The sequence below is a fragment of the Chroococcidiopsis sp. SAG 2025 genome (genome assembly GCF_032860985.1).
GTDB lineage: Bacteria > Cyanobacteriota > Cyanobacteriia > Cyanobacteriales > Chroococcidiopsidaceae > Chroococcidiopsis.
Genome location: NZ_JAOCNC010000001.1, coordinates 2,012,190 through 2,035,632, shown reverse-complemented (window position 1 = coordinate 2,035,632; position 23,443 = coordinate 2,012,190). Strand labels below are relative to the sequence as shown.

Sequence of the window (23,443 nt, the reverse complement as noted above, 5' to 3'; positions counted from 1 at the left end):
GAAGTCTAAATTTTCAAAATTAGATGACAACTACATTTTTACAACTAAACCAACAGCACGACGAACGTATGCTTGATACGACTCATTTGTAGGTGGAAATACCAATCCATAAAGCATGATCCCGCTAATGAGGTCGAAGACAAGATCGGCATCTATATCTGTGGCAATTTCCTGTCTGCTTTTTGCTTGTGCGATGACAGCAGCAAAGGCTTGGCGACGGGGTTGGAGATATTTCGCCCAATAAACTTGAGCAAACTGGGGATTGTTAGATGCTGTACTGATAATTAAAGCCACAATTTGCCGTCCCAGAGGATCTAAGGTCATCTGGGTAGCACTGGCAATAATTAAATCGATATCGCTCCAAAAGTTTTTCGTATCTGGAATTTCTACGTCTTCTCTACGGCTTTCGATCGCATCTGCCACCAGTTCTTCTTTTGAATTGTAGCGTCGGTAAATCGTGGTTTTTCCCACTCCTGCACGGCTAGCGATCGCCTCTATACTCATGCGATCGTAACCTACCTCGGCTAAGAGTTCCAAGGTGGCTCTATGAATAGCGCGATCGGCTTCTACACTACGCGGTCTTCCAGGCTGATTTTTAATTTTTGCATTCATTATTGGTTCATTGCTCTTGGATCGTCATCTGGTGGTATCATCCGCTACCGCTACGCAAATATAAGCGGCGTGTCTTAACGATGCATCCACCATTGTGATGTTCTTCGTTTAAATCTGCGATCGCGTTGTGGCGATCGATGGATGTAGTACCCGTAATCTTCAAACCATCAGCTCTCTAAATCAAATGGGATGACTGTTGCTACTGGCGAGGATTAAATTAAGGAACGACTTCTAGTCTACCGAAAGGAGGAAATTTAGTTAACAACTGAGTAACTTGAAAACCCTCTATCCACAGAACGATCTAGCAGATGAGTTAGTTGGAGTACTGTAAATGCTAAATCGTATAGAGATTGTATCCGATGAAACTGACATATTTGAAGCAACAGGTTTCGACTTTGGGACGTTTTCTGGCAACAATGCTATTTTTTCTGTCTGCGATCGGCTTCGTATGGCACTTTGCCTTGTTCTCAAACCCTGTAGCAATGGCTAGTCCCGCGCCGATTTCAGTCGCAGCGGCAGATGTGGGCGATCGAACTAAAGAGGCAGCTGATGATGTTGCTAAAGGCTCTAAGAATTTGATCCGAGACACGGCAGACAAAGTTGAGCGAGCTGCCAACAAAAATGCTGCTAAAGTCGATCGAGCCGATGACGAGGGTAGTGGCGTTGAGCGCAAAGCCAAGCGAGATCGGGATCGGATCGAGCAAAGAGCTGAGGAAGATGCAGCTCGGACTGAAAAAGCAGTAGATAAAAACATGAACGCTGTCAAGCGTGCTGTTGATAATATCAAAGACGCTTTTAGCAATTAGAGCAGCAATTTGCTCGGTTAGTTGGGATATCGGTGGAGATATGAGGCAAAGGATTTACATTTCCTCATAGTTTGCACGTAGAAGCCTAAGTCAGAAAGCCTAAGTCAGAAAGCCTAAGTCAGAAAGATAATTTCTTGACTTAGGCTTTTTCTTTGGAATGACGAGGGACGAGCGCTAAGTATCGAGACCGAGCGTTTGCATGAGGTAAGTACGATCGTTGTATATGATGAAATTTACTGAAGCTTAAGGATTGGTTAACCATACTAGCTCTCGAATTACAGTGTTAATCTCAAATGATGGTGTTATGTAACATCGCTTTTCCATATTCGCAAATTATGCCAACAGTTCAAAAAATTGAGTATTAGTTGTAGATAAGCTAAACTAGATTTGTAAGGAAATACAGTTTAGCAATGCTTGATACATCCAACGTGTTTTTAACAGGTGTTGCATTAGAAGCGCTCTCCCAATGGAGCAGTAGATTGAAAGCGTTTCAGCAAAAACGGAAAAGCACTTCGCTCGTTCTGAAGCACGTCTTGCAGCGTATGACTATATCCAGGCACTACTAAGCCCAGTTGAGCGGAAGAATGGATGGCAAATGGCAGAACAGGTAGGGTATAGCAATCCCTATCGCTTCCAACATTTACTAGGACGGGCGCAGTGGAACGCGGACGCAGTGTGTGCAGAAATTAGAAAGTATGCAGTGGAGCATTTGAAGAGTGAAACAGATATTTTGGCAATTGATGAAACAGGTTTTCTGAAGCAAGGAGAGCAGTCAGTAGGCGTACAGGTGCAGTATTATGGCACAACTGGACATTTGGAGAATTGCCAGGTAGGTGTGTTCATGTCCTACATTAGCGACAAAGGACATACGTTGATCGATCGCCGTTTGTATCTACCGCGCACATGGAGTGAAGATCAAAGCAAACGTAAGAAGGGAGCAGTTCCAAAATCAATCACATTTGCGACTAAACCTCAACTAGCACAACAGATGTTGGAATCAGCTTTTAAAGACGGAATACGTCCCGCCTGGTTTGTTGCTGATGAGGTTTATGGCAACGATGGTTCATTGTGGTGGTGGCTGGAAAAGACTGCTAAACAACCGTATATACGGTCAGCAAGAAGCAGCCTGTAGTTATTGGCTGGCAACGTTATCAAGCCCAAGAACTGTTACCTCAGCCGGACAGCCAGCTGTGGCAACGTCTTAGCTGTGGAGCTGGCAGTAAGGGAGAAAGATACTATGACTGGGCGAAAGTGCCAGTTAATTGTGACAGATCAGATGGTTTTCAACGTTGGTTATTGTTCCGCCGCTCTCTAGAACACCCTGAAGATCCTCGCGTCAGCTACTATCAAGTATTTGCTAAGAGCGATACTACCCTAGAAACGATGGTTCAAATCGCCGGGCAAAGGTGGCGGATTGAGGAGTGCTTTAAATTTGCTAAAGACCAGCTAGGTTTAGGAGAGTACGAAGTTCGTTCCTGGCATGGTTGGCATCGACACATCACCCTCGTCCTGGCTGCTCAAAATATTTCTCACCGTCTTACGACACTCTTGTGAGCCTGCTATTCACTCCTCTACCCCCTTTACCTCTAGTAACAACTGGCAGTCTAACTGCGTTCAAAGCGGCACGAGGTTTATTGTCCGACTAAGTATCTGGGAGATGAAGCGGTGGGTATCTCGATTCTTGTTTCCCACATTCTGGTGTCTTGAACACGTTTTGCGTTGGTCTTATTGGCGCAGATCTCATCAAGCTACTGCTCGTTACTACCATTACATTACCAAAAGCGAATTCATTCTTCTATTTATCTACAACTGTAATATTGAGGCATTGCATAATAAAGGTATGAATTGAGGTAAGTTGCGATGCAATGTCCAGAGTGCCAATCAACTCATATTCGGAAGAATGGCATCAAGCGAGGTAAACAGAACCACATTTGTGTTGATTGTGGGCGACAATTCATTGAACACTATGAAACATGCAGAGGTTACAGCGATGAAGTCAAACGGGAATGCTTGAAAATGTATGTGAATGGCATCGGTTTTCGAGGAATTGAACGAGTTAAAGGTGTTCATCATACGACAATCATTCACTGGCTCAAGCAAGTAGGTAACAATCTGCCTGATGCTGATGCCCCAGAAACAGTCCCCAAGTCGGTGAACTAGATGAACTAGAAACCTTCGTCGGTGCAAAAAAAAAAATCTGGCTGTGGACAGCAGTAGATCACTTCACTTCAGGGATTTTAGGTTGGGCGTTGGGCGACCATAGTGCTGAAACCTTTGCCCCGCTATGGGCGATCGTTGCCCAATGGCGGTGCTACTTTATGTTACGGATGGTTGGAGTGTTTATCCAGGTTTTATTCCAGACGGCGATCAAATTGTCAGTAAGACTTATATGACCAGAGTTGAGTCCGAAAATACAAGACTGAGGCACTATCTGGCTCGGCTGCATCGAAAGACACTGTGCTACTCCAAATCAGAAGAAATGCTGAAATATTCAATTCGATTGTTACTGCACTATCTCAAATTCTGGAATGTTCCAGTTCCTCAATAGTTCATATCTCTATTCAGCAACGCCAAAATTGACACTAGCCAATTAGTCGGTATGGGAGTAATGTAGTTGACGAACATCTGAATCAAGCTAAGCAAATACCAGCAGTTGCTGGTAATTCTCACATGACTATTGGTTCGCACAACCAATGGTAAATTATATGGCAAGTTATAAGTTATACAAGTTATAAAAAATATGACATTTCTCTGGCAGTGGCTTGGCGTATCTGGTATGTCGTTCGGTGCGATCGTTTTTGAATTGGCGCTCATAATGCGAAAAATCAGCGCTGGCAGATTTTATACACGCTCAACTTTTTCGTTTGCGCGATCGCTGCTGGACTGTATTTAATTATGGCTCTCGGTCAAGGAGTAGACTTTATTAACGGTCGTCCCATTTTTTGGGTCAGATATGTTTCTTGGTTTATTTCCACACCTTTATTGCTATTAATTCTCATATCTTGGTAAAACTAGCATCACAACTACAGCTAGTTTAGTGGGAGCAAAATGCTTATACAATTGCTGCTGGTTTTGTTGCTACTATTTCACCCTATCCAGTTAATTATATTTGGTATATTGTCAGTTGTGCAGCTTACTGTGCTACTGTATATCTTCTCCTTCATCAATATCGCCCACAAGTAGAACGTACCTTCCCTAGAGTTGTTCCAGCTTTCCACAAATTGCTAAAAGTCCACTTAACAATATGGACATTTTACCCGATTATCTGGATTCTTAGTCCCGCAGGTTTGAATTTCTTAAATATTAGCGTGGAAACAATGTTTGTTACTCTCCTCGATATAGCTTCCAAGGTAGGTTTTGGTTTTCTTTCATTACAAACTATGAGTGAGATAGAAAAAGCTAGGCAGAAAGCAAAAACAGCATCTTCTTTAGTTGTATTTCGTTAATTTGTAGCAAAAAAAAATATATAGCGCTTCTACTCTTCGTCCCAAGTTCGCAACTGAATATAAATTAAAACTAGCGCTACCAATAACAAAACTGTAGATGCAGCCGCAGCGTAACCGAAATCAAATTGCCCAAAAGCTTCTTGATAAATGTAATAAACTAAAATATTAGTAGAATTTAAAGGTCCTCCACCAGTCACGACATAAATTTGCTCGAAACCCCGCAAAGTAAAAATTGCCGTTGTAATCGTAGCAAAGATTAATGTCGGTCTCAATCCTGGTAGAGTGATGTACCAAAATTGCTGCCAAGCATTTGCTCCATCTAATTCTGCCGCTTCATAACGACTAGAAGGAATTGCTTGCAATCCAGCTAGAAATACCACCATATTGAAGCCTAGCTGCTTCCAAATACTCAATAAAATGATGACTGGCATTGCCCAAATATTACTACCTAGCCAGGGAATCGGAGAAATTCCAATTGCATTCAACCATGTATTGACTGGTCCATCGGTTTGAAATAGCCAGCGAAATCCTAACCCAGCAGCGACAATAGACACAATTGAAGGGAGAAAATAGGCGCTGCGTAATAATCCTTGCCAAGCTATAGTGCGGTTTAATAGTGCTGCCAAACCCAAAGGAATCACTAGGCTGGGAATTACTGTAGCAATGGTAAAATAGCAAGTATTACTAAGAACTTGCCAAAAATCAGGATTGAGAATTAGTCGTAAGTAATTGTTAAACCCCACCCAGCGTATGCCAGCAGCGGTAAAACTTCCGGTAGTGAAGCTAAGGTAAAACAGATAAGCAATGGGAAATATTAAAAATATTCCTAGCATGAGCAGCGCTGGTGTTAGAAAAATCCATGCTGCGATCGCATCGTTATCTAGCAGTTGCTTGCGAGAACGCTCAAAAGCCATACTTTGTATTTTAACTTTGTAGGGCTATTTTACTAATTAAAGGGAGCAGTTAGTCAGTGACCAGTGACTCCTGACCAGTGACCAATCACTACACCCCTACACTCTACACCCTTTCTTCACTGATAACTGTTCCTAGCAATTTTTAGCGCCGGAGTGAGGCGATCGCCGGTCGAATGATGGATAATGACTGAGTCAACACCTTGCTCGATAAAATGCTGTATGACGATCCCAGCAACCACCACCTCTACTGCCAGCTTAATTTCTCCGGTCGATCCCACTGATATATGGATACCAGGAGAACCAATTAAACTAGGTATACTTGCTTCGGGAAATGGCAGTAACTTTGAAGCTGTAGCAGAGGCGATCGCCCAAGGTAGACTTAATGCTAAAGTTCAAGTTTTAATTTACAACAACCCAGAAGCGAAAGTCGCAGTTCGAGCTGCAAATCGTGACGTACCTGCCGTTTTGCTCAATCATCGTCATTTTCCCAGCCGTGAAGATCTAGATCGTCAAATTGTTCAAACTTTACATCAATATGACGTATCATGGGTTATAATGGCAGGCTGGATGCGAATCGTCACGCCAGTACTCATCAATGCTTTTGTCGAACGAATTATTAACATCCATCCCAGTTTATTACCCAGCTTTCGCGGCATTCAAGCAGTAGAACAAGCCCTCGCTGCTGGTGTAAAAATCACAGGTTGTACGGTACACATAGTCGTTCCCGAAGTCGATAGCGGGCGCATTTTGCTTCAAGCAGCCGTACCCGTCTTACCTGACGACACCCCCCAAACTCTACACCAACGAATTCACCAGCAAGAATATCGAATTTTACCCGCCGCGATCGCTCTTGCTGCAAGACAGTGAGCAGTTGTCAGTGTAGAGACGTTACATGTAACGTCTCTACAAAGATATCAGTTGTCAGTCAACCGTCAACTAATGAAGATTAAACATCGTGCAAATTTTGCACGCCACTCAATCTTTCCTACTCCCTACTCCCTACTCCCTCCACATCACCCGTAGGATTCAATCGGTTCGCTACCGTCAGGAGCAGGTGGCACAAATTTTTTCCAACCGAGTAACTGAAAGCCAACGTACCATAAATAAAGCGGATTGAGCAGGATATAGCGCCGCCACAAGCGTCTGGGTTCTTGTAGCAGACGAAATAACCACTCCAATCCCAAATCTTGCATTGTTTGCGGTGCTGGCGCTAGCCTACCAGCGTGAAAATCGAAGGCAGCACCCACAGCTAAGATGGGAATACCTAGCATTTGGCGATATTCGTAAGCCCAAACTTCTTGTCGAGGACAACCAAGACCAAGAAGTACGGTACTAGCTCCAGAGGCTTTAATCCGAGCCACTAACTCTTTCCGTTCCTCTGAAGAGAGACGGCGAAATTTAGAAGGCTCCATGCCCGCAATTTGAAGCTGAGGAAAGCGTTGCTGCAACTGACAAGCGAATTGCTGTAATACTTCTATTTGGCTGCCATAGAGATAGACACTTAGCCCTTTTTCAGCAAAAGCTTGAGCGATTCTGAGCGTCAGCTTAGGACCGCAGACGCGATCGGGTAATCCTTGCCTGTGCAGCCACCACAACGCCCAGCGCACGGGTTGTCCGTCAGGAACTACGAGATCCATACCGTTTAATCGGCGGGCGTGAATGGGGTCTAAAAATCCTGTCATCACGCCATGAACGGCTAACGCGCTGACCGCATAGGGAACTCTCTTTTCAGCCGCAACAACAACTTTGTTGACAGCAAATTCGTAATCTATAGCGTGGATGTTAATCCCTAAGATGGAGTGTTTGCCTCGATTAATCACTGTACTTTAACCACCTTTCACAGTTTTGGGTGTAAATCTCCCGCAAAATGTGCGGTACGTCATATTTAATCGACCAATTTGGATACTTGGCTTTAAACTTCGATAAATCGCTGATGTACCAGACGTGATCGCCACTACGATTTTCATCGGTGTAAGAGTAGTTCAACTCCTTGCCAGCAATTTGTTCGCAATAAGCGATCGCCTCTAGCATTGAGCAATTGCTTTCTCTACCACTACCAATGTTGTAAACTTCAGCGATCCCAGGATTGAGATAGAACTCGTAAAATGCAGCAATCAAGTCTGAGGAGTGAATGTTATCGCGGACTTGTTTGCCTTGATAACCATAAATCGTGTAGGGATCGCCAGTCACAGTACATTTCATTAAGTAAGCGAGAAAGCCGTGTAATTTTGTTCCCGAATGGCTGGGTCCGGTCAAACAGCCACCCCGAAAGCAAACAGTAGGAATGCCAAAGTAATGACCGTATTCTTGTACTAATACGTCGGCTACAACCTTAGAAGCTCCAAATAGAGAGTGCTTGCTGCGATCGATACTCATATCTTCAGAGATCCCCAAAGCATACTGATGAGCGGGATCGATCTCCCAGCGGCGGTCTAACTCAACTAAGGGTAAAAAGTTGGGTAAGTCTCCGTAGACTTTGTTAGTGGAAGTGAAGATAAATGGGGTGTCTGGGCAATGTTGGCGCGTTGCTTGTAACAAGTTCAACGTACCGTTGGCATTGACCGAGAAATCGGAGAATGGATCGCGTGCAGCCCAGTCGTGAGATGGCTGGGCTGCGGTATGAATGACAAGGGCAATGTCTTGTTTGTAGTACTGAAAAATGACATCCAGGCGATCGCTATCTCGGATATCTACATCGTAGTGAGTGTACTCTCTAATCTGAGATTGTAAACGCCTAAGATTCCATTTTGTGGAAGCTTCCTCTCCAAAAAAAAAGCTACGCATATCGTTATCGATCCCGACGACATGCATACCGAGAGCGCTAAAAAAACGTACTGCTTCCGAACCAATGAGACCAGCAGAGCCAGTAACGATCGCAACACTCATGGCTTATTCTCAAGCTTTTTGTAATTTTTTCTATGCATTGTTTTAGTATGCATTCCAGAGTTGCAATGACTGCCGGTGCTTTTGACAATACATGCGAACATCACGATCTATACTTGACCAGCCTAGAGCCGGCGCATGTGCTAATACTCAGGCGATCGCGAATCAAAAATTTGTCTGACATTCGCTCGATTGCCTGCACCTCTGCCGCGAGAATCTTCAGACTGAAAATCTGCAATCTCTCGCTGACAATTTTGCAATACTCTGGATTTAAATTTGGTGTTCTACCACACAGGAGCCTGCCAGCTACCGTAGATGGAAACTCCTCAAGATTTCAGCTGCTCTAGGAATTGTTAGAACTGCTTTTTTTCTTCGTCTCTCGGTCTAGATTGCCGTACCTGAGTCCGTAATCGTTAATAGACCAACAAACAATTGGAATCTGCCGCAGCTACGATACGAAAGGCGATTTTAATGCAGCCAGAGTTAATATAGTATTACAATTGTAGATAAGCTAAACTAGATTTGTAAGGAAATACAGTTTAGCAATGCTTGATACATCCAACGTGTTTTTAACAGGTGTTGCATTAGAAGCGCTCTCCCAATGGAGCAGTAGATTGAAAGCGTTTCAGCAAAAACTGGGAAAGCACTTCGCTCGTTCTGAAGCACGTCTTGCAGCGTATGACTATATCCAGGCACTACTAAGCCCAGTTGAGCGGAAGAATGGATGGCAAATGGCAGAACAGGTAGGGTATAGCAATCCCTATCGCTTCCAACATTTACTAGGACGGGCGCAGTGGAACGCGGACGCAGTGTGTGCAGAAATTAGAAAGTATGCAGTGGAGCATTTGAAGAGTGAAACAGATATTTTGGCAATTGATGAAACAGGTTTTCTGAAGCAAGGAGAGCAGTCAGTAGGCGTACAGGTGCAGTATTATGGCACAACTGGACATTTGGAGAATTGCCAGGTAGGTGTGTTCATGTCCTACATTAGCGACAAAGGACATACGTTGATCGATCGCCGTTTGTATCTACCGCGCACATGGAGTGAAGATCAAAGCAAACGTAAGAAGGGAGCAGTTCCAAAATCAATCACATTTGCGACTAAACCTCAACTAGCACAACAGATGTTGGAATCAGCTTTTAAAGACGGAATACGTCCCGCCTGGTTTGTTGCTGATGAGGTTTATGGCAACGATGGTTCATTGTGGTGGTGGCTGGAAAAGACTGCTAAACAACCGTATATACTCACGGTCAGCAAGAAGCAGCCTGTAGTTATTGGCTGGCAACGTTATCAAGCCCAAGAACTGTTACCTCAGCCGGACAGCCAGCTGTGGCAACGTCTTAGCTGTGGAGCTGGCAGTAAGGGAGAAAGATACTATGACTGGGCGAAAGTGCCAGTTAATTGTGACAGATCAGATGGTTTTCAACGTTGGTTATTGTTCCGCCGCTCTCTAGAACACCCTGAAGATCCTCGCGTCAGCTACTATCAAGTATTTGCTAAGAGCGATACTACCCTAGAAACGATGGTTCAAATCGCCGGGCAAAGGTGGCGGATTGAGGAGTGCTTTAAATTTGCTAAAGACCAGCTAGGTTTAGGAGAGTACGAAGTTCGTTCCTGGCATGGTTGGCATCGACACATCACCCTCGTCCTGGCTGCTCAAATATTTCTCACCGTCTTACGACACTCTTGTGAGCCTGCTATTCACTCCTCTACCCCCCCTTTACCTCTAGTAACAACTGGCAGTCTAACTGCGTTCAAAGCGGCACGAGGTTTATTGTCCGACTAAGTATCTGGGAGATGAAGCGGTGGGTATCTCGATTCTTGTTTCCCACATTCTGGTGTCTTGAACACGTTTTGCGTTGGTCTTATTGGCGCAGATCTCATCAAGCTACTGCTCGTTACTACCATTACCAAAAGCGAATTCATTCTTCTATTTATCTACAACTGTAATACTTAATATACTCCAACTAGGTGGAATTACGCAACTCATTTTTCATCCATCTTGCGATCGCTTCATGAACCCGTTTTTGTAGCTGTTGGTGTGACTTGTGCTATGTAGTTGTTGTTGAGCGCGAGGCGCGATCGCACTCAACCTGCAACCAGCATTTAGCCCTGAATGTAATCTATCCCTAAATGTCATGCCTAACGATCTGTTCGAGAGAACGAACAACGGGTAACGGGGAACAGCGATGAAATTGGTGCAGGATAGATCTTCGACCGCAACGTCGTTCGGATATTGTCAACCGTAATTTCACGGATAATTTGTGACAACTTACCCCAACCTTGGTTCAATTTTCCGTAAAATTTCGCAAGCAATAAATTAAAAAAGATTCTTAACTTATCGTAACGTTTTCGACTTGATAAACCTAAACCCCCATAGTTAAGGCATAAAATGGTCGTCGTTAAATTCTTAGTATCGGTTTGTGCTAGCGATCTCTATCCATTGTCGACTGAAAATTCTAAAATAAATTTAATGTCTATTTTTTTGATTGAATTTTTAACTTATGTGTTTAAAACTTTCTTTTGACTTGACTCATGTTTGTATCATTTTCTACAACAAAATCTCTAAAAAATATCACAAATAAGCGTCAATAAATTAATCGAAGGTCATGAACTCGGATCGACAAATGCAAGCCAAGCAAATCTAAACAATCTAAACAAATGGAGCTAGAGCCAGGTTTCGATTACAGAGTTTTAAGTGAGAAAAACCGTTCGCTCGTTCAGCAAAGAACTAAAGAGCTGAAGGAGCGCTTGCAGCGTACAGCTCAAGATATATGGGAAATTGGGAAGAAATTAGTTGAGGTGAGAGCAGAACTGAAAGGACATGGCTACTTCGATGCTTGGCTGAGAGCTGAATTCGGGTGGAGTCGGCGCACGGCATACAACTTTATTTATGTATACGAAGCATTTCCTTATGCAAAATTTGCACAGATGATCATCGAGCCATCTGCACTCTATCGCTTAGCTTCGCCTTCGACTCCCGATGCAATCCGCGACAAATTCATCCAACAAGCCAATGCGGGTAGTAAAGTCACTCATAAAGAAGTTTTGAAAGCCGTTACTGAAGAAAAGCTGAAGCAAATTCCCAATTCTCCCATCGAACATTCTCTCAAATCGGCAGCAGCTCAAGCAGAAGAAGACCCGTCCCTAAATATAGATAAAGAAGTTAAATCAGTCGTCCCAGAAATACAACAACCTCCCTATAAAGCTGCTGCTTATAAAGCTAATCCAACAATTGTCACCCCACGTTTCCAGCAGTCGCATTGGTACACGCTGGGCATCGATCACCTATTATTTTGCGGCGATACTAACTCACCAGCATTTTTCGATCGCCTACCGGAAGCAGCTTTTGCTTTGGATATTGCGGTAGGTGGTACGTGGCAGCATGACTGGTTAATGTATAAAGCTCGCTCGGCGTTGATCCTCCATCCCCGCGAAAGAATTGATGGAGAGCGGATTAGGCAGCTACTATTGATGTTTTCGGAACGGGAAGATGCAATAATATTACCCTGCGCGCCCAGTGGAGAGGCGATCGCTACGATCGGTAGGCTCAAGCGGAAATTATTTGCTGGCTATCGGAATCGACAACAGTGCCAACAGGCGATCGCTGATTCGGGATTAAAAGCGCAAAAGGTTGAATTACCCTAGCTGTAATTACCCTAGCTGTAATTATCCTAGCTGTAATTATCCTAGCTGTAATTATCCTAGCTGTAATTGTTACCGTGAAAGCCGATCGCATTTATGCTTATAGTGATATACTGCCAAGAAAGTATCGTTCTCGTTGACAATTAAGTCCCTCATTCGAGTGGCGATCGCGGCACAGTTCAACTAGCCACCCGCCCTATTCCCAGTAGCATTTGCGCCAGAAATATCTCCGGTCGCGAAACGTTCGCTCTCAATCAGCAGCAACTTACCATTAGCTTATGGAATCTAGAGTGGAATCTAGAGAAGCCGTAGACATCAACTTGCAAAACTTGCAGTTAGCCATCAAACGACGATGGTTGGCAGCAGCAGGGGTATTTGGCTTTGTCTTAGGACTCTCAACAATCGTAACCCTTTTGCAAGCGCCGCTATACCAAGCAGAAGGCAAGCTCTTGCTCAAAAAGCCCAGCGAGACTTCTAGTCTCAATCCTGAAAAGTACGAGCCGCGCTTGGAACCGCTCAGCGCTGAGAGCAATCCAGTGAGTACCGAGTCGGAAATCGTCAGTTCGATCCCGCTGGCACAAAAAACGATCGCTGCTCTCACCCTTAAAGATGAGGAAGGTAAGCTGCTCAAACCGACAGCATTGATTAGCCAGTTGACACTGAAAAATATTCCTGCTACTGACGTGCTGCAAGTCGCATACGAAAGTAAAGATCCTCAAGAAGCAGCAGCAGTCGTCAATAAATTGATGAGCGCCTATGTAGATTACAACATTCAGAGTAACCGTGCCGAAGCCTCAGCCGCAGAAGATTTTATCGTCAAACAACTGCCGCAGACGGAAAGTACGGTGCGAGCAGCTGAGGCTAGTTTGCGCCGTTTCAAGGAACGGCATCAAATCGTCAGTTTAGAACACGAAGCCATCTCAACTGTAGAAGTGCTGAAGGAACTGCAAGACCAAATCACGCTCGCAGAAGCAGCACTCGTACAAACTCAAGGTCGAGCGACAAAACTGCAAAAAGAGATTGCCCTCACTTCCCAAGATGTCGTACCGATTAATTCTCTCAAAGAGTCCCCCGGAATACAGAAGACACTGGCAGAATTACAACGGGTAGAAGGCGATTTGGTTGTCCTCCAAACTCGTTTTGAAGATACCTACCCTGAAGTCCAAAAATTACAACAAAAACGGGATGCCCTCAAACAGTTGTTAGAAGGACGCATAGGACAAATGTTGGGCAACTCGAAACAGGTATCGAATCGCAATTTAGAAGCAGGCGAGTTGCAACAAAAACTGGCTGAAGACTTGGTAAGAGCGGAAGTCGAACGCCTTAGTTTGTCTAATAGATTAAAATTTTTAGCTCAAGCTAGAACGAACTACAGGCAAAGAGCGACAATTTTACCGCAATTGGAGCAGCAACAACGGGAGTTAGAGCGACAAGTCAGAGCCGCCCAAGCTACCTACGAATTAATGCTGAAAAAACTGCAAGAACTACGGGTAGAGCAAAACAGAAATATTGGTAACGCTAGCATTATTGAAACAGCATTAGTGCCAGAAACTCCCTTATTGGGTAAAAGAGTGATGACTCTCGGTTTGGGAGGAATCGCCGCACTACTACTCGCGATCGCCACGATTACTTTACTCGAACTGAGCGACGCATCAATCAAAACACTTAGAGAAATTAAGCAGTTGTTTGGTTATAGCTTAATCGGTAGCATTCCTCAACTTGGTAAATTCATCAAATTGAAACCCGGACGACAGCAAGATTGTCCAATTCCCGAACTAGCGGTGAGAAACAGCCCTCGCTCGTTGACAGCGGAAGCTTATCGCATGTTACAAGCTAACTTGCGGTTTTTGAATTTAGATCGTCCGCTCAAAGCCGTCGTCGTGACGAGTTCAGTACCCAAAGAAGGCAAATCGACCGTTTGTGCTAATTTAGCCGTCGCGATCGCCCAGCTAGGACGCAGAGTATTATTAATTGATGCCGACCTCCGCTCTCCGATCCAACACCATATTTGGCAGCAAACGAATGTAGAGGGTTTGAGCCACGTCCTCGTTGGCGGAACCGACTTTCAGACAACGGTGGCACAAGTTATGCCTAACTTACACGTTCTTACGGCTGGAGTCGTGCCACCTAACCCAATGGCTCTAATCGACTCACAGCGAATGGCTGCATTGGTCAGTTCTTTAAGCGATCGTTACGAGTTTGTCATCATCGACGCTCTGCCTTTGGTAGTAGCAGCAGATGCCCTGACTCTAGGGAAAATTACCGATGGAATTTTGGTATTACAGTTGTAGATAAGCTAAACTAGATTTGTAAGGAAATACAGTTTAGCAATGCTTGATACATCCAACGTGTTTTTAACAGGTGTTGCATTAGAAGCGCTCTCCCAATGGAGCAGTAGATTGAAAGCGTTTCAGCAAAACTGGGAAAGCACTTCGCTCGTTCTGAAGCACGTCTTGCAGCGTATGACTATATCCAGGCACTACTAAGCCCAGTTGAGCGGAAGAATGGATGGCAAATGGCAGAACAGGTAGGGTATAGCAATCCCTATCGCTTCCAACATTTACTAGGACGGGCGCAGTGGAACGCGGACGCAGTGTGTGCAGAAATTAGAAAGTATGCAGTGGAGCATTTGAAGAGTGAAACAGATATTTTGGCAATTGATGAAACAGGTTTTCTGAAGCAAGGAGAGCAGTCAGTAGGCGTACAGGTGCAGTATTATGGCACAACTGGACATTTGGAGAATTGCCAGGTAGGTGTGTTCATGTCCTACATTAGCGACAAAGGACATACGTTGATCGATCGCCGTTTGTATCTACCGCGCACATGGAGTGAAGATCAAAGCAAACGTAAGAAGGGAGCAGTTCCAAAATCAATCACATTTGCGACTAAACCTCAACTAGCACAACAGATGTTGGAATCAGCTTTTAAAGACGGAATACGTCCCGCCTGGTTTGTTGCTGATGAGGTTTATGGCAACGATGGTTCATTGTGGTGGTGGCTGGAAAAGACTGCTAAACAACCGTATATACTCACGGTCAGCAAGAAGCAGCCTGTAGTTATTGGCTGGCAACGTTATCAAGCCCAAGAACTGTTACCTCAGCCGGACAGCCAGCTGTGGCAACGTCTTAGCTGTGGAGCTGGCAGTAAGGGAGAAAGATACTATGACTGGGCGAAAGTGCCAGTTAATTGTGACAGATCAGATGGTTTTCAACGTTGGTTATTGTTCCGCCGCTCTCTAGAACACCCTGAAGATCCTCGCGTCAGCTACTATCAAGTATTTGCTAAGAGCGATACTACCCTAGAAACGATGGTTCAAATCGCCAGGCAAAGGTGGCGGATTGAGGAGTGCTTTAAATTTGCTAAAGACCAGCTAGGTTTAGGAGAGTACGAAGTTCGTTCCTGGCATGGTTGGCATCGACACATCACCCTCGTCCTGGCTGCTCAAATATTTCTCACCGTCTTACGACACTCTTGTGAGCCTGCTATTCACTCCTCTACCCCCCCTTTACCTCTAGTGGGTCATTTGGTATGAGTGTTGCCATTATTTTTGGCAATAGTTGTCCGCCGAAGAGGACGATGCGTACAGGCACCAGAACCACCAAGAGAGTGAAATCTTTGACGCGCTCTGTCTCGACGTTGCGCTCGTAATCCTGCCCAGACAAACGGCGTTGGTTGTTGGTTCCATCCAAAAGCAGTTGCTTCCAACCACTCAATAATTTGATAGGCTGTTTGCGGATGATGCCCCTCTAGAGCTCGGCGTTTGAGAAATTCGTTGAATCGACTCAGCCATATTCAGCCAGCTACCGCCAAGAGGTGTGTAGAGCGGCATGATGCCATGAGCACACAGCCACAATACCAACTGGGGAGTTTTATGTCCGACCAAGTTATCCATCACTAGCAACACATTCGCAGTGGCGGTAAGTCGTGTGGGTGTAAAGCGTACTTTCAACCCCTGCTGCCAACTTTTCCATAACCGTTGATTTTCTTCAGGCTTGAGTAATCGAGCTGGAGTTGGCAGTGATTGTACAACACTAGCTAATTCTTGCTTGAGCCATTCGTGCAACACAGCATTGGTACAACTGGTAACACCCTTAACTCGTACTTGCCCAGTAGCGGGATGGAATAGCGTTAACAGCTTGGCTGTGCCATTACGGATATATTCATGTTCTTGCCGTGTCGGTTTACCCTACTGGCTGCCAATTGCTACCAGGGTAAGTAGGAGCAGTGCCAAATGGTCCCGCCTCGTCTTCGCACCACACACTCAAGCCTAGCAGCTTCTGTCCCTGAGTGTAAGCGCGTTCTATCAGTTTTTTTTTGCCACGGTATCTGGGTCAGTTACTACTACTAGCTTGCCTTTGCGTATGCGCTTCACCTGTCCAGTTTTTAACCAACTGCGGCTCTTTTGCCAGCTATAGCCCGCCTCTTTGAGTACCTGCCAAATTGTATAAGTACTGATTTGGGTTAAGCCATCAGGAGCCTGACGCAAAGCCCGTTGAAGTGTAGCTACTGACCAGGTTGCCGTGCCCTCTTTCTGCCGCTCTGGTTGACGCTGAAATTCGGACAGGATGCGTTGTTTTCTGGTTCGCTGTATTGCACTACTGCCCCACCGCCATGTCGAGGCTGTAAGGCAGCTAAGCCTTCAACATTGAAGCGACTGACCCACTTGCTGACCGTATCACCACAGCGTAATCCTACTAACTGCGCTGCACTCGTGTAATCAGCCCCAAGAGCCACGGCTAGAATCGCTTTGGCCCGCATGACACTAGCAGATGATTGGGATTGAGAACGGCTCAGTTTTTTCAAGTCGGTTTGTTCTTCATCACTTAACGGTCGCAAAGGTGCTTTTTTTTGCCGTGTCATCACAACCTGAAAAACTATGTATCTTCACTTTAATTGACCATCCTTTTTATGGCAACACTCATACCAAATGACCCACTAGTAACAACTGGCAGTCTAACTGCGTTCAAAGCGGCACGAGGTTTATTGTCCGACTAAGTATCTGGGAGATGAAGCGGTGGGTATCTCGATTCTTGTTTCCCACATTCTGGTGTCTTGAACACGTTTTGCGTTGGTCTTATTGGCGCAGATCTCATCAAGCTACTGCTCGTTACTACCATTACCAAAAGCGAATTCATTCTTCTATTTATCTACAACTGTAATACGAATTTTGTTGGTCGCTAGACTAGGGGTGGTCGATTATACTAATGCAGCTGCGGCAAGAGAGGCTCTCAAGTGTTCCTGTGTCAGACAGTGCTGGGAGTTGTTGCCAATAGTGTTCCGACCGAAAATCGACCTTACAGCTCCTTCCATTATCAAAGTCAAGACAATCTCGATACCACAGTAGTCTCTAGTAGGTGAAATGGTAATAGGTAATGGGTAATGGAGCGGTTGTTAATGTAGAGACGTTACATGTAACGTCTCTACAAAGCTCATAATTAGCGCTGTGTAATCTTCGATGTCGGATTTCTATCCTTTATCAACATGAAAACGCGCGAGATCGTATTAGAAGCAGGCAAAACTGAAAGTCAGTATTGGCGGGATGTTTGGAACTATCGCGAATTATTATATTTCCTCGCTTGGCGAGATATTTTGGTTCGTTACAAACAAACTGCGATCGGTATTCTCTGGGCGCTGATTTGACCGTTTCTCACTACGATCGTGCTGACAGTAGTTTTTAGCGTTTTGGCTAAATTGCCCTCAGAAGGAAACGTGCCTTATCCAATTATGGTGTTTGCAGCAATGCTACCTTGGCAATTTTTTGCGAATGCCCTGACCGAGTGTAGCAATAGCTTAATTACTAACTCTCAAATTATTTCTAAGATTTACTTTCCTCGCTTGATCGTTCCCGTAAGTGCAGTTGTGGTCTGCTTTATAGATTTTTTAATTTCTGGTATGATTTTACTAGCTTTAATGGCATGGTACAATTTCATCCCAAATTGGCGAATTTTAACGCTACCTTTATTTACTGCGATCGCCTTTGCTGCGGCAATAGGTGCTGGTCTGTGGTTAGCAGCCCTAACAGTAGAATATCGAGATTTTCGCTATGTCGTACCATTTCTCGTTCAAGTCGGTCAATACATCTCGCCTGTAGGTTTTAGTAGCAACATCGTTCCCGAACAGTGGCGATTGCTATATTCTCTAAATCCGATGGTAGGGGTTATTGATGGGTTTCGTTGGGCAATTTTAGGGGGAGAAGCTCAACTTTACCTACCAGGACTAATTCTGAGTGTAGGGTTAGTTTTACTCTTACTTGCCAGCAGTATTTGGTATTTTCGACGCACGGAGCGCACTTTCGCAGACGTGATTTAAATTGTAGGAATAGATCGTGTCACAAACCGTTATTCGTGTCGAGCAGTTAGGAAAAAAATATCTGCTAGCGCAGCAAGCAGGTGGATATACTAATTTGCGAGAAAAAATTACTCAAAAAACTAAGTTTTTGACTCAGAAAATATTAACTCCCAAACGCACGCATAAATTTAAAACTAAACCAAATCGCGAAGAATTTTGGGCGCTCAAGGATGTTTCATTTGAAGTTAAGCAGGGGGAGTGCATTGGGATTATTGGTGGGAACGGAGCCGGAAAATCGACACTATTAAAAGTTTTAAGCCGCATTACCGAACCAACTAAGGGTAAAATACGAATTAAGGGTCGAGTTGCCAGCCTTTTAGAAGTAGGAACGGGCTTTCACCCAGAACTGACAGGAAGAGAAAATATTTATCTTAACGGCGCAATTCTGGGAATGAGTAAAGTTGAAATAAAAAATAAATTTGATGAAATTGTTGCTTTTGCGGAGGTCGAAAAATTTTTAGATACGCCCGTAAAGCGCTATTCTTCCGGTATGTACGTCAGACTGGCGTTTGCCGTTGCCGCTCATCTAGAACCAGAGATTTTAATTATCGATGAAGTCTTAGCAGTAGGAGATATAGCATTTCAAAAGAAGTGTTTGGGTAAAATGGAAAATGTGGCGACTCAAGAAGGTCGAACGGTTTTATTTGTCAGTCATAATATGCAAATGGTTCAAGCTTTGTGTGCTAAAGCTTGCTTACTCAAAGCCGGAAGTATAGCAGCTCAAGGAGATTCAGGTGATGTTATCGAGCAATATCTATTATCCTTGCGATCGCTAACACAACTCAATTCAACTATATTGGAACAGCGACAGGATCGCTCTGGAGATGGCAGCGCAAAATTAACTTTTATTAATATTGAAGATGGCGATGAGAGTAAAATCATTTGTTCGATTAGCCGCCTAAAACTCACCATCGGCTACCGTAGTGAAAAACCTATTTACTCACCGCGATTCTTGGTCACTATTTATGACTGCAACAACGAATATGCCATCTTTTCACTAGATAGTAATGTCGTAGGAGGAGTTCCCGAGCTTCTTCCTGCTGAAGGTACGGTGACTTGCATTACAGAACCAATGTATCTGACACCAGGGCGATGTCGCATTGAACTGGAGTTACTCAGAGGTGAAATTCTGCTTGACTGTATTGAATATGCCACATGTTTTGATGTAGAAGCTTACGATATTTATGGCTCGGGTAAGTCACCTCCTCGCAGTTGGGCGACTTGCCTGCTGCAATACCAATGGTCTACTCATGTAGGCTAATTTCAGTTGAGAAACAGTATGGTTTCACTCCAAAAAGTAGATCGTTCGATGTATGAAGAGGTTTCTCCTTTACTTTTAGATTTAAATGCTCAAATTAATTGGAGAAACGTTTTTGATTGTAATTGGCAAGCGGAAGATTATTGCGGTTATGGATTGTTTGATGGCGAAGAAATTGTTGGTTTTTTAGGATTAATTTTTAGTCGTAGAGCGATCGCCGATCGCGTCGAGAATTTTTGTAATATTCATAGTTGGATAGTCAAACCGCAATATAGGGATCGCAGTCTATCTTTACTTCTACCCGTTTTGAGGTTAAAAGATTGTACGCTGACAGATCTCAGTCCAGCCCCTAGAGCGATCGAAATCCTGCAAAGGTTGGGTTTTAAAAGATTAGATTCAAAGCTACGTGTATTACTACCAGTTGGCGGGAGAAATAGGAGTGCGATCGAGAAAATTAAACTGATTCAAGAAAAATCTCATATAGCAGAGCGGCTCTCAAAACAAGATTTAAGATTATTTCAAGACCATATAAGTTATTCTAACTGCAATCATTTATTGATTGACGATGGCAAAAATTACTGCTACGTCATATATACTATAGTGAAACAAGCATTTCTTTCACACTGCTACATTCAATACATCAGCAATATTCAAATATTCTCGCAGTACAGCGGCGCAATCCGTTCTGAAATAATGCGGCACAGTCGTACTCCTTTAGTTGTGGTAGATTCGCGGCTCATTGCGCCGTTTAAATTACCATCCAGTTACGATTTACTGTTTAGTTTTCCTAAACTTTACAAGTCGTCTAGCTTAAATCCAGATCGAATTGATAATTTATACTCAGAACTTATTTTATTGAATTTCAGCTTGATTCCGAATAACTTACAAGAATTGCGTGGTTTGTGGCATGAAACCAAATATTGGCACAAAATCAAAAACACCTTTTGAGATATTAGTCAATTTTAATAGTGGAATAAGTGAGTCAAAATGATTGTCAAAGAAAATCAAAATATAAGACAGCAGATTCGCCAATTTATCCTGAAGGAGTTTCCACAGGCAAACGAGCGATCGCTTGGCGAGAATGAAACTTTCTTAGGCAGCGATATTGTTGACTCTTTAGGTATTGTCAAATTAATGACGTTTGTAGAAACTGAATTTGACATAACTGTAGAAGACGAAGACCTTCAACCCGAAAATTTTCAATCAATCGCGAGTTTAAGCGAGTTTGTGAAAACTAAACTTGCCCAAAAATAATATTTGACGCTCGGAGGTTTAAGCTAGTCATGTCATCGGAAACTTTTGCTTCACTAGAGTCAGAAAATATCTACAGTTGCTTTAATTCTGACGCAGGGCTACTAACCCTACAGGGTTCTCAGGTAGAACTACGACGGCGACTTGATGCCTTGTTTTGTAGCTGGGCAGAAGTAGTAGGAGCAATTGAGTATTCCTTTCCACCAGTACTATCGGTTTATTCCCTTGATTTGGCTGACTACTTCAGCTCTTTTCCACACTTGGCTACCCTAACAACACAAATCGACAGTAACAATGAGGGAATGAAGCGGTTTGTCGATTCCACCAGAAACGAAAGGTTGACCGAAGTAGACCAAAATTACCTCACTCCAGCACGCTACGTATTACCGTCAGCAGCTTGCTACGCAGTTTACAACCACCTGAGCAACAAAAAACTGCAAAACGACCTTTTCATTACCGTTTGTTCCCCCTGTTTCCGCCAAGAGTCAATCTATAAAGCAGGCGAACGACAGTGGACTTTTAATATGAGAGAAATCGTCTGTGTCGGTCGTCAAGAGACAGTCCGAAATTTTCTCAATACCTACCGTCAATTGATTACAGAAATACTCAACCGAGCTAAATTACCTTTTCAACTTCGCGAAGCCACCGATCCTTTCTTTGACAAACGCGATCCCGCACTGATTTTACAAAAATTAGAACCGCTGAAATACGAATTTCTTTATCGCGATAACTTGGCGATTACTTCGCTCAACTTCCATCGCAAATTTTTTGGCGATCGCTTTAACATTCAAGACTGCACCGGAGAACCAGCCTATACAGGTTGTGTGGCTTTTGGTTTAGAACGCTGGCTTTCTGCTTGCATTCGCGAGTACGGTCAAAATTGGGAGAATTTACCTGCTGTTTTAAAATCTTTCTCTAATCGAGCGTGACTGAGGAATAATCTGAGTTAAAAGGTCTTTGACTTACTTGAAAAAGTAGATAATCATAACATTTAACAAAGGAAATAAATCATGTCAATTGATTCTCTCAATCAAACCTTATATGAAAAATCGAGTACTGTTAAAGAGTATATATGCACGCAAAAAGACTTATGGATAGAAGAAAAAACTATTTTTGAAAAGTACGAGCAGCAGATTAAAGATAAGGCGATTCTTGATGTTGGTTGTGGTGGTGGGAGAACGGCGATCGCTTTAAGCGAACTGACCTCAAATTATACGGGGATCGATTATTCGATGGAAATGGTGAAAGCGTGCCAAAAATGGCATAGTTCTCTAAATTTCCTACATGGTGATGCTAGCGATATGCATATGTTTGATACGGAAAGCTTTGATTTTATCATTTTTTCATTTAATGGCATAGATTGCATGTCGCATGAAAAGAGAATAAAAACATTGAAAGAGATCTATAGAGTTTTGAAAAGTGATGGAATATTTGCGTTTTCCAGTCATAATTTAGACGATCGCAAAATTGTAACTGCTTTTAATAAGTATGACATGAAACGTCCGCGAGCGATCGCCAGAAATTTTCTCAATATTATGAGTTATTTAAAGGTGAGAAAATATCAGATCCACACCGATACATATGAAGTTCTCAGCGATTCTTTAGCAGGATTCGGACATTTGACATATTACATTAGAAAACAAGAGCAGGTAAAGCAGCTTATAAATATCGGTTTTCAAAACATTGCTATTCTCAATCGCCAAGCCCAGTTCGTTGATATTAATTCTTTAGATAGAGATAGCGAGTGGTTGCACTACGTTTGTCAAAAACCAACTAGTAACGATCGCAATGAAGACAGTCAGCAAAAGTGAAACGATCGTGGACAAACCTCTCGTTTCTGGGATTGTTATCTTCCTAAATGAAGAACAATTTATTGAGGAAGCGATCGCTAGTGTCTTTGCCCAGACTTACAACAACTGGGAACTGCTATTAGTTGATGATGGCTCCACGGACGGGAGTACGGCGATCGCCCGTCGCTATGCCGAACAATACCCTCACAAAGTCCGTTATCTCGAACACGAAAATCATCAAAATTGCGGTATGAGTGCGGCGCGAAACTTAGGCATTCATCACGCTCAAGGTAAGTACATTGCTTTTCTTGACGCTGATGATATTTGGTTGCCTCAAAAATTGGCACAGCAAGTTGCCATTCTAGAATCGCAGCTGAAAGCTGCCATGCTTTACGGACGCACTCACTTTTGGTTCAGTTGGACGGGAAACCAGAGCGATCGCCAATACAACTATTACACAGAACTAGAGGGTGTTATGAACTTTTAGGA

General features: G+C 43.6%; 28 protein-coding genes and 2 pseudogenes. 20 read left to right on the top strand and 10 right to left on the bottom strand.

Annotation, left to right across the window (positions count from 1 at the left end):
* Positions 1 to 30 precede the first annotated feature (30 nt).
* A complete protein-coding gene (locus tag N4J56_RS09755; protein ID WP_192160940.1) occupies positions 31 to 612 on the bottom strand; it encodes a TetR/AcrR family transcriptional regulator in 582 nt (193 codons plus the stop codon).
* A gap of 37 nt (positions 613 to 649) precedes the next feature.
* Positions 650 to 775, bottom strand: a complete 126-nt coding sequence (locus N4J56_RS09750; RefSeq protein ID WP_317106276.1) for a hypothetical protein — start codon at positions 773 to 775, stop codon at positions 650 to 652.
* Positions 776 to 971: 196 nt separating this feature from the next.
* On the opposite strand from N4J56_RS09750, the gene N4J56_RS09745 reads away from it, so the two are divergent.
* The 7 genes and pseudogenes from N4J56_RS09745 to N4J56_RS40895 all read left to right on the top strand — a co-directional run bounded on the left by N4J56_RS09745 (position 972) and on the right by N4J56_RS40895 (position 4,864).
* On the top strand, positions 972 to 1,418 hold the full coding sequence (locus tag N4J56_RS09745; protein ID WP_317106275.1) for a hypothetical protein: 447 nt from the start codon (positions 972 to 974) through the stop codon (positions 1,416 to 1,418).
* A gap of 478 nt (positions 1,419 to 1,896) precedes the next feature.
* Positions 1,897 to 2,550, top strand: coding sequence for an IS701 family transposase (locus tag N4J56_RS09740; protein ID WP_317110602.1), 654 nt, complete (start codon positions 1,897 to 1,899; stop codon positions 2,548 to 2,550).
* A gap of 119 nt (positions 2,551 to 2,669) precedes the next feature.
* Complete coding sequence (locus tag N4J56_RS09735) at positions 2,670 to 2,972, top strand: transposase (RefSeq protein WP_317106274.1); 303 nt, start codon at positions 2,670 to 2,672, stop codon at positions 2,970 to 2,972.
* 306 nt (positions 2,973 to 3,278) lie between these two features.
* Positions 3,279 to 3,966 (top strand): annotated as a pseudogene (locus N4J56_RS09730) (IS1 family transposase).
* Between the two features lie 192 nt (positions 3,967 to 4,158).
* Positions 4,159 to 4,311, top strand: a complete 153-nt coding sequence (locus tag N4J56_RS09725; RefSeq protein ID WP_317106273.1) for a hypothetical protein — start codon at positions 4,159 to 4,161, stop codon at positions 4,309 to 4,311.
* Complete coding sequence (locus N4J56_RS09720; protein ID WP_317110600.1) at positions 4,257 to 4,427, top strand: bacteriorhodopsin; 171 nt, start codon at positions 4,257 to 4,259, stop codon at positions 4,425 to 4,427. The genes N4J56_RS09725 and N4J56_RS09720 overlap by 55 nt, the downstream gene beginning before the upstream one ends.
* A gap of 50 nt (positions 4,428 to 4,477) precedes the next feature.
* Positions 4,478 to 4,864: a bacteriorhodopsin gene (locus N4J56_RS40895; RefSeq protein ID WP_410500461.1), complete on the top strand. Its 387-nt coding sequence runs from the start codon at positions 4,478 to 4,480 to the stop codon at positions 4,862 to 4,864.
* 29 nt (positions 4,865 to 4,893) lie between these two features.
* Here the strand turns inward: N4J56_RS40895 and N4J56_RS09715 are convergent, their stop codons facing one another.
* Entirely contained in the window at positions 4,894 to 5,778 is an 885-nt protein-coding gene (locus tag N4J56_RS09715; RefSeq protein ID WP_317106272.1) for a sugar ABC transporter permease, read from the bottom strand.
* Between the two features lie 219 nt (positions 5,779 to 5,997).
* Between N4J56_RS09715 and purN the strand changes: the two genes are divergently transcribed.
* Positions 5,998 to 6,645, top strand: a complete 648-nt coding sequence (purN, locus tag N4J56_RS09710; protein ID WP_317106271.1) for a phosphoribosylglycinamide formyltransferase — start codon at positions 5,998 to 6,000, stop codon at positions 6,643 to 6,645.
* 146 nt (positions 6,646 to 6,791) lie between these two features.
* Here the strand turns inward: purN and N4J56_RS09705 are convergent, their stop codons facing one another.
* Complete coding sequence (locus N4J56_RS09705; RefSeq protein ID WP_317106270.1) at positions 6,792 to 7,598, bottom strand: WecB/TagA/CpsF family glycosyltransferase; 807 nt, start codon at positions 7,596 to 7,598, stop codon at positions 6,792 to 6,794.
* Complete coding sequence (locus tag N4J56_RS09700) at positions 7,591 to 8,664, bottom strand: NAD-dependent epimerase/dehydratase family protein (protein WP_317106269.1); 1,074 nt, start codon at positions 8,662 to 8,664, stop codon at positions 7,591 to 7,593. The genes N4J56_RS09705 and N4J56_RS09700 overlap by 8 nt, the downstream gene beginning before the upstream one ends.
* A 542-nt stretch (positions 8,665 to 9,206) precedes the next feature.
* On the opposite strand from N4J56_RS09700, the gene N4J56_RS09695 reads away from it, so the two are divergent.
* Positions 9,207 to 10,448 (top strand): IS701 family transposase, encoded by a 1,242-nt coding sequence (locus N4J56_RS09695; RefSeq protein ID WP_317104652.1) that lies wholly within the window; start codon positions 9,207 to 9,209, stop codon positions 10,446 to 10,448.
* A 207-nt stretch (positions 10,449 to 10,655) separates the two neighbouring features.
* Here the strand turns inward: N4J56_RS09695 and N4J56_RS09690 are convergent, their stop codons facing one another.
* Complete coding sequence (locus N4J56_RS09690) at positions 10,656 to 10,802, bottom strand: hypothetical protein (protein ID WP_317106268.1); 147 nt, start codon at positions 10,800 to 10,802, stop codon at positions 10,656 to 10,658.
* Positions 10,803 to 11,323: 521 nt separating this feature from the next.
* On the opposite strand from N4J56_RS09690, the gene N4J56_RS09685 reads away from it, so the two are divergent.
* The 4 genes from N4J56_RS09685 (at position 11,324) to N4J56_RS09670 (ending at position 15,839) form a co-directional block, all read left to right on the top strand.
* Positions 11,324 to 12,310: a DUF3102 domain-containing protein gene (locus N4J56_RS09685; RefSeq protein ID WP_317106267.1), complete on the top strand. Its 987-nt coding sequence runs from the start codon at positions 11,324 to 11,326 to the stop codon at positions 12,308 to 12,310.
* Positions 12,311 to 12,585: 275 nt separating this feature from the next.
* Positions 12,586 to 14,598, top strand: coding sequence for a polysaccharide biosynthesis tyrosine autokinase (locus tag N4J56_RS09680; protein ID WP_317106266.1), 2,013 nt, complete (start codon positions 12,586 to 12,588; stop codon positions 14,596 to 14,598).
* A 39-nt stretch (positions 14,599 to 14,637) separates the two neighbouring features.
* Positions 14,638 to 14,793: a hypothetical protein gene (locus N4J56_RS09675; protein WP_317106265.1), complete on the top strand. Its 156-nt coding sequence runs from the start codon at positions 14,638 to 14,640 to the stop codon at positions 14,791 to 14,793.
* Positions 14,727 to 15,839 carry an IS701 family transposase gene (locus N4J56_RS09670; protein ID WP_317110598.1) on the top strand — a complete coding sequence of 371 codons (1,113 nt, stop codon included), beginning with the start codon at positions 14,727 to 14,729 and terminating at the stop codon, positions 15,837 to 15,839. Before N4J56_RS09675 ends, N4J56_RS09670 begins: the two co-directional genes overlap by 67 nt.
* Here N4J56_RS09670 and N4J56_RS09665 read toward each other — a convergent pair.
* The 4 genes from N4J56_RS09665 to N4J56_RS09650 all read right to left on the bottom strand — a co-directional run bounded on the left by N4J56_RS09665 (position 15,827) and on the right by N4J56_RS09650 (position 17,167).
* Positions 15,827 to 16,012 (bottom strand): hypothetical protein, encoded by a 186-nt coding sequence (locus N4J56_RS09665; protein ID WP_317106264.1) that lies wholly within the window; start codon positions 16,010 to 16,012, stop codon positions 15,827 to 15,829. The genes N4J56_RS09670 and N4J56_RS09665 overlap by 13 nt on opposite strands.
* 4 nt (positions 16,013 to 16,016) lie before the next feature.
* Complete coding sequence (locus N4J56_RS09660) at positions 16,017 to 16,373, bottom strand: hypothetical protein (RefSeq protein WP_410500313.1); 357 nt, start codon at positions 16,371 to 16,373, stop codon at positions 16,017 to 16,019.
* Between the two features lie 237 nt (positions 16,374 to 16,610).
* Positions 16,611 to 16,793, bottom strand: coding sequence for a hypothetical protein (locus N4J56_RS09655; protein ID WP_317106263.1), 183 nt, complete (start codon positions 16,791 to 16,793; stop codon positions 16,611 to 16,613).
* A gap of 17 nt (positions 16,794 to 16,810) precedes the next feature.
* Positions 16,811 to 17,167 (bottom strand): helix-turn-helix domain-containing protein, encoded by a 357-nt coding sequence (locus tag N4J56_RS09650; protein ID WP_317106262.1) that lies wholly within the window; start codon positions 17,165 to 17,167, stop codon positions 16,811 to 16,813.
* 621 nt (positions 17,168 to 17,788) lie between these two features.
* Between N4J56_RS09650 and N4J56_RS09640 the strand changes: the two are divergent.
* The 7 genes and pseudogenes from N4J56_RS09640 (at position 17,789) to N4J56_RS09610 (ending at position 23,441) form a co-directional block, all read left to right on the top strand.
* A pseudogene (locus N4J56_RS09640) lies at positions 17,789 to 18,616 on the top strand (ABC transporter permease).
* Positions 18,617 to 18,632: 16 nt separating this feature from the next.
* Positions 18,633 to 19,916, top strand: coding sequence for an ABC transporter ATP-binding protein (locus N4J56_RS09635; protein WP_317106260.1), 1,284 nt, complete (start codon positions 18,633 to 18,635; stop codon positions 19,914 to 19,916).
* Between the two features lie 18 nt (positions 19,917 to 19,934).
* Complete coding sequence (locus N4J56_RS09630) at positions 19,935 to 20,861, top strand: hypothetical protein (RefSeq protein WP_317106259.1); 927 nt, start codon at positions 19,935 to 19,937, stop codon at positions 20,859 to 20,861.
* 39 nt (positions 20,862 to 20,900) lie between these two features.
* Positions 20,901 to 21,167: an acyl carrier protein gene (locus N4J56_RS09625; RefSeq protein ID WP_317106258.1), complete on the top strand. Its 267-nt coding sequence runs from the start codon at positions 20,901 to 20,903 to the stop codon at positions 21,165 to 21,167.
* 29 nt (positions 21,168 to 21,196) lie between these two features.
* Positions 21,197 to 22,093: a hypothetical protein gene (locus N4J56_RS09620; protein WP_317106257.1), complete on the top strand. Its 897-nt coding sequence runs from the start codon at positions 21,197 to 21,199 to the stop codon at positions 22,091 to 22,093.
* An 81-nt stretch (positions 22,094 to 22,174) separates the two neighbouring features.
* On the top strand, positions 22,175 to 22,975 hold the full coding sequence (locus N4J56_RS09615) for a class I SAM-dependent methyltransferase (RefSeq protein ID WP_317106256.1): 801 nt from the start codon (positions 22,175 to 22,177) through the stop codon (positions 22,973 to 22,975).
* The gene (locus N4J56_RS09610; RefSeq protein WP_317106255.1) at positions 22,953 to 23,441 is read left to right on the top strand and encodes a glycosyltransferase family A protein; all 489 of its coding nucleotides are present in this window, start codon (positions 22,953 to 22,955) and stop codon (positions 23,439 to 23,441) included. The genes N4J56_RS09615 and N4J56_RS09610 overlap by 23 nt, the downstream gene beginning before the upstream one ends.
* Positions 23,442 to 23,443 lie beyond the last annotated feature (2 nt).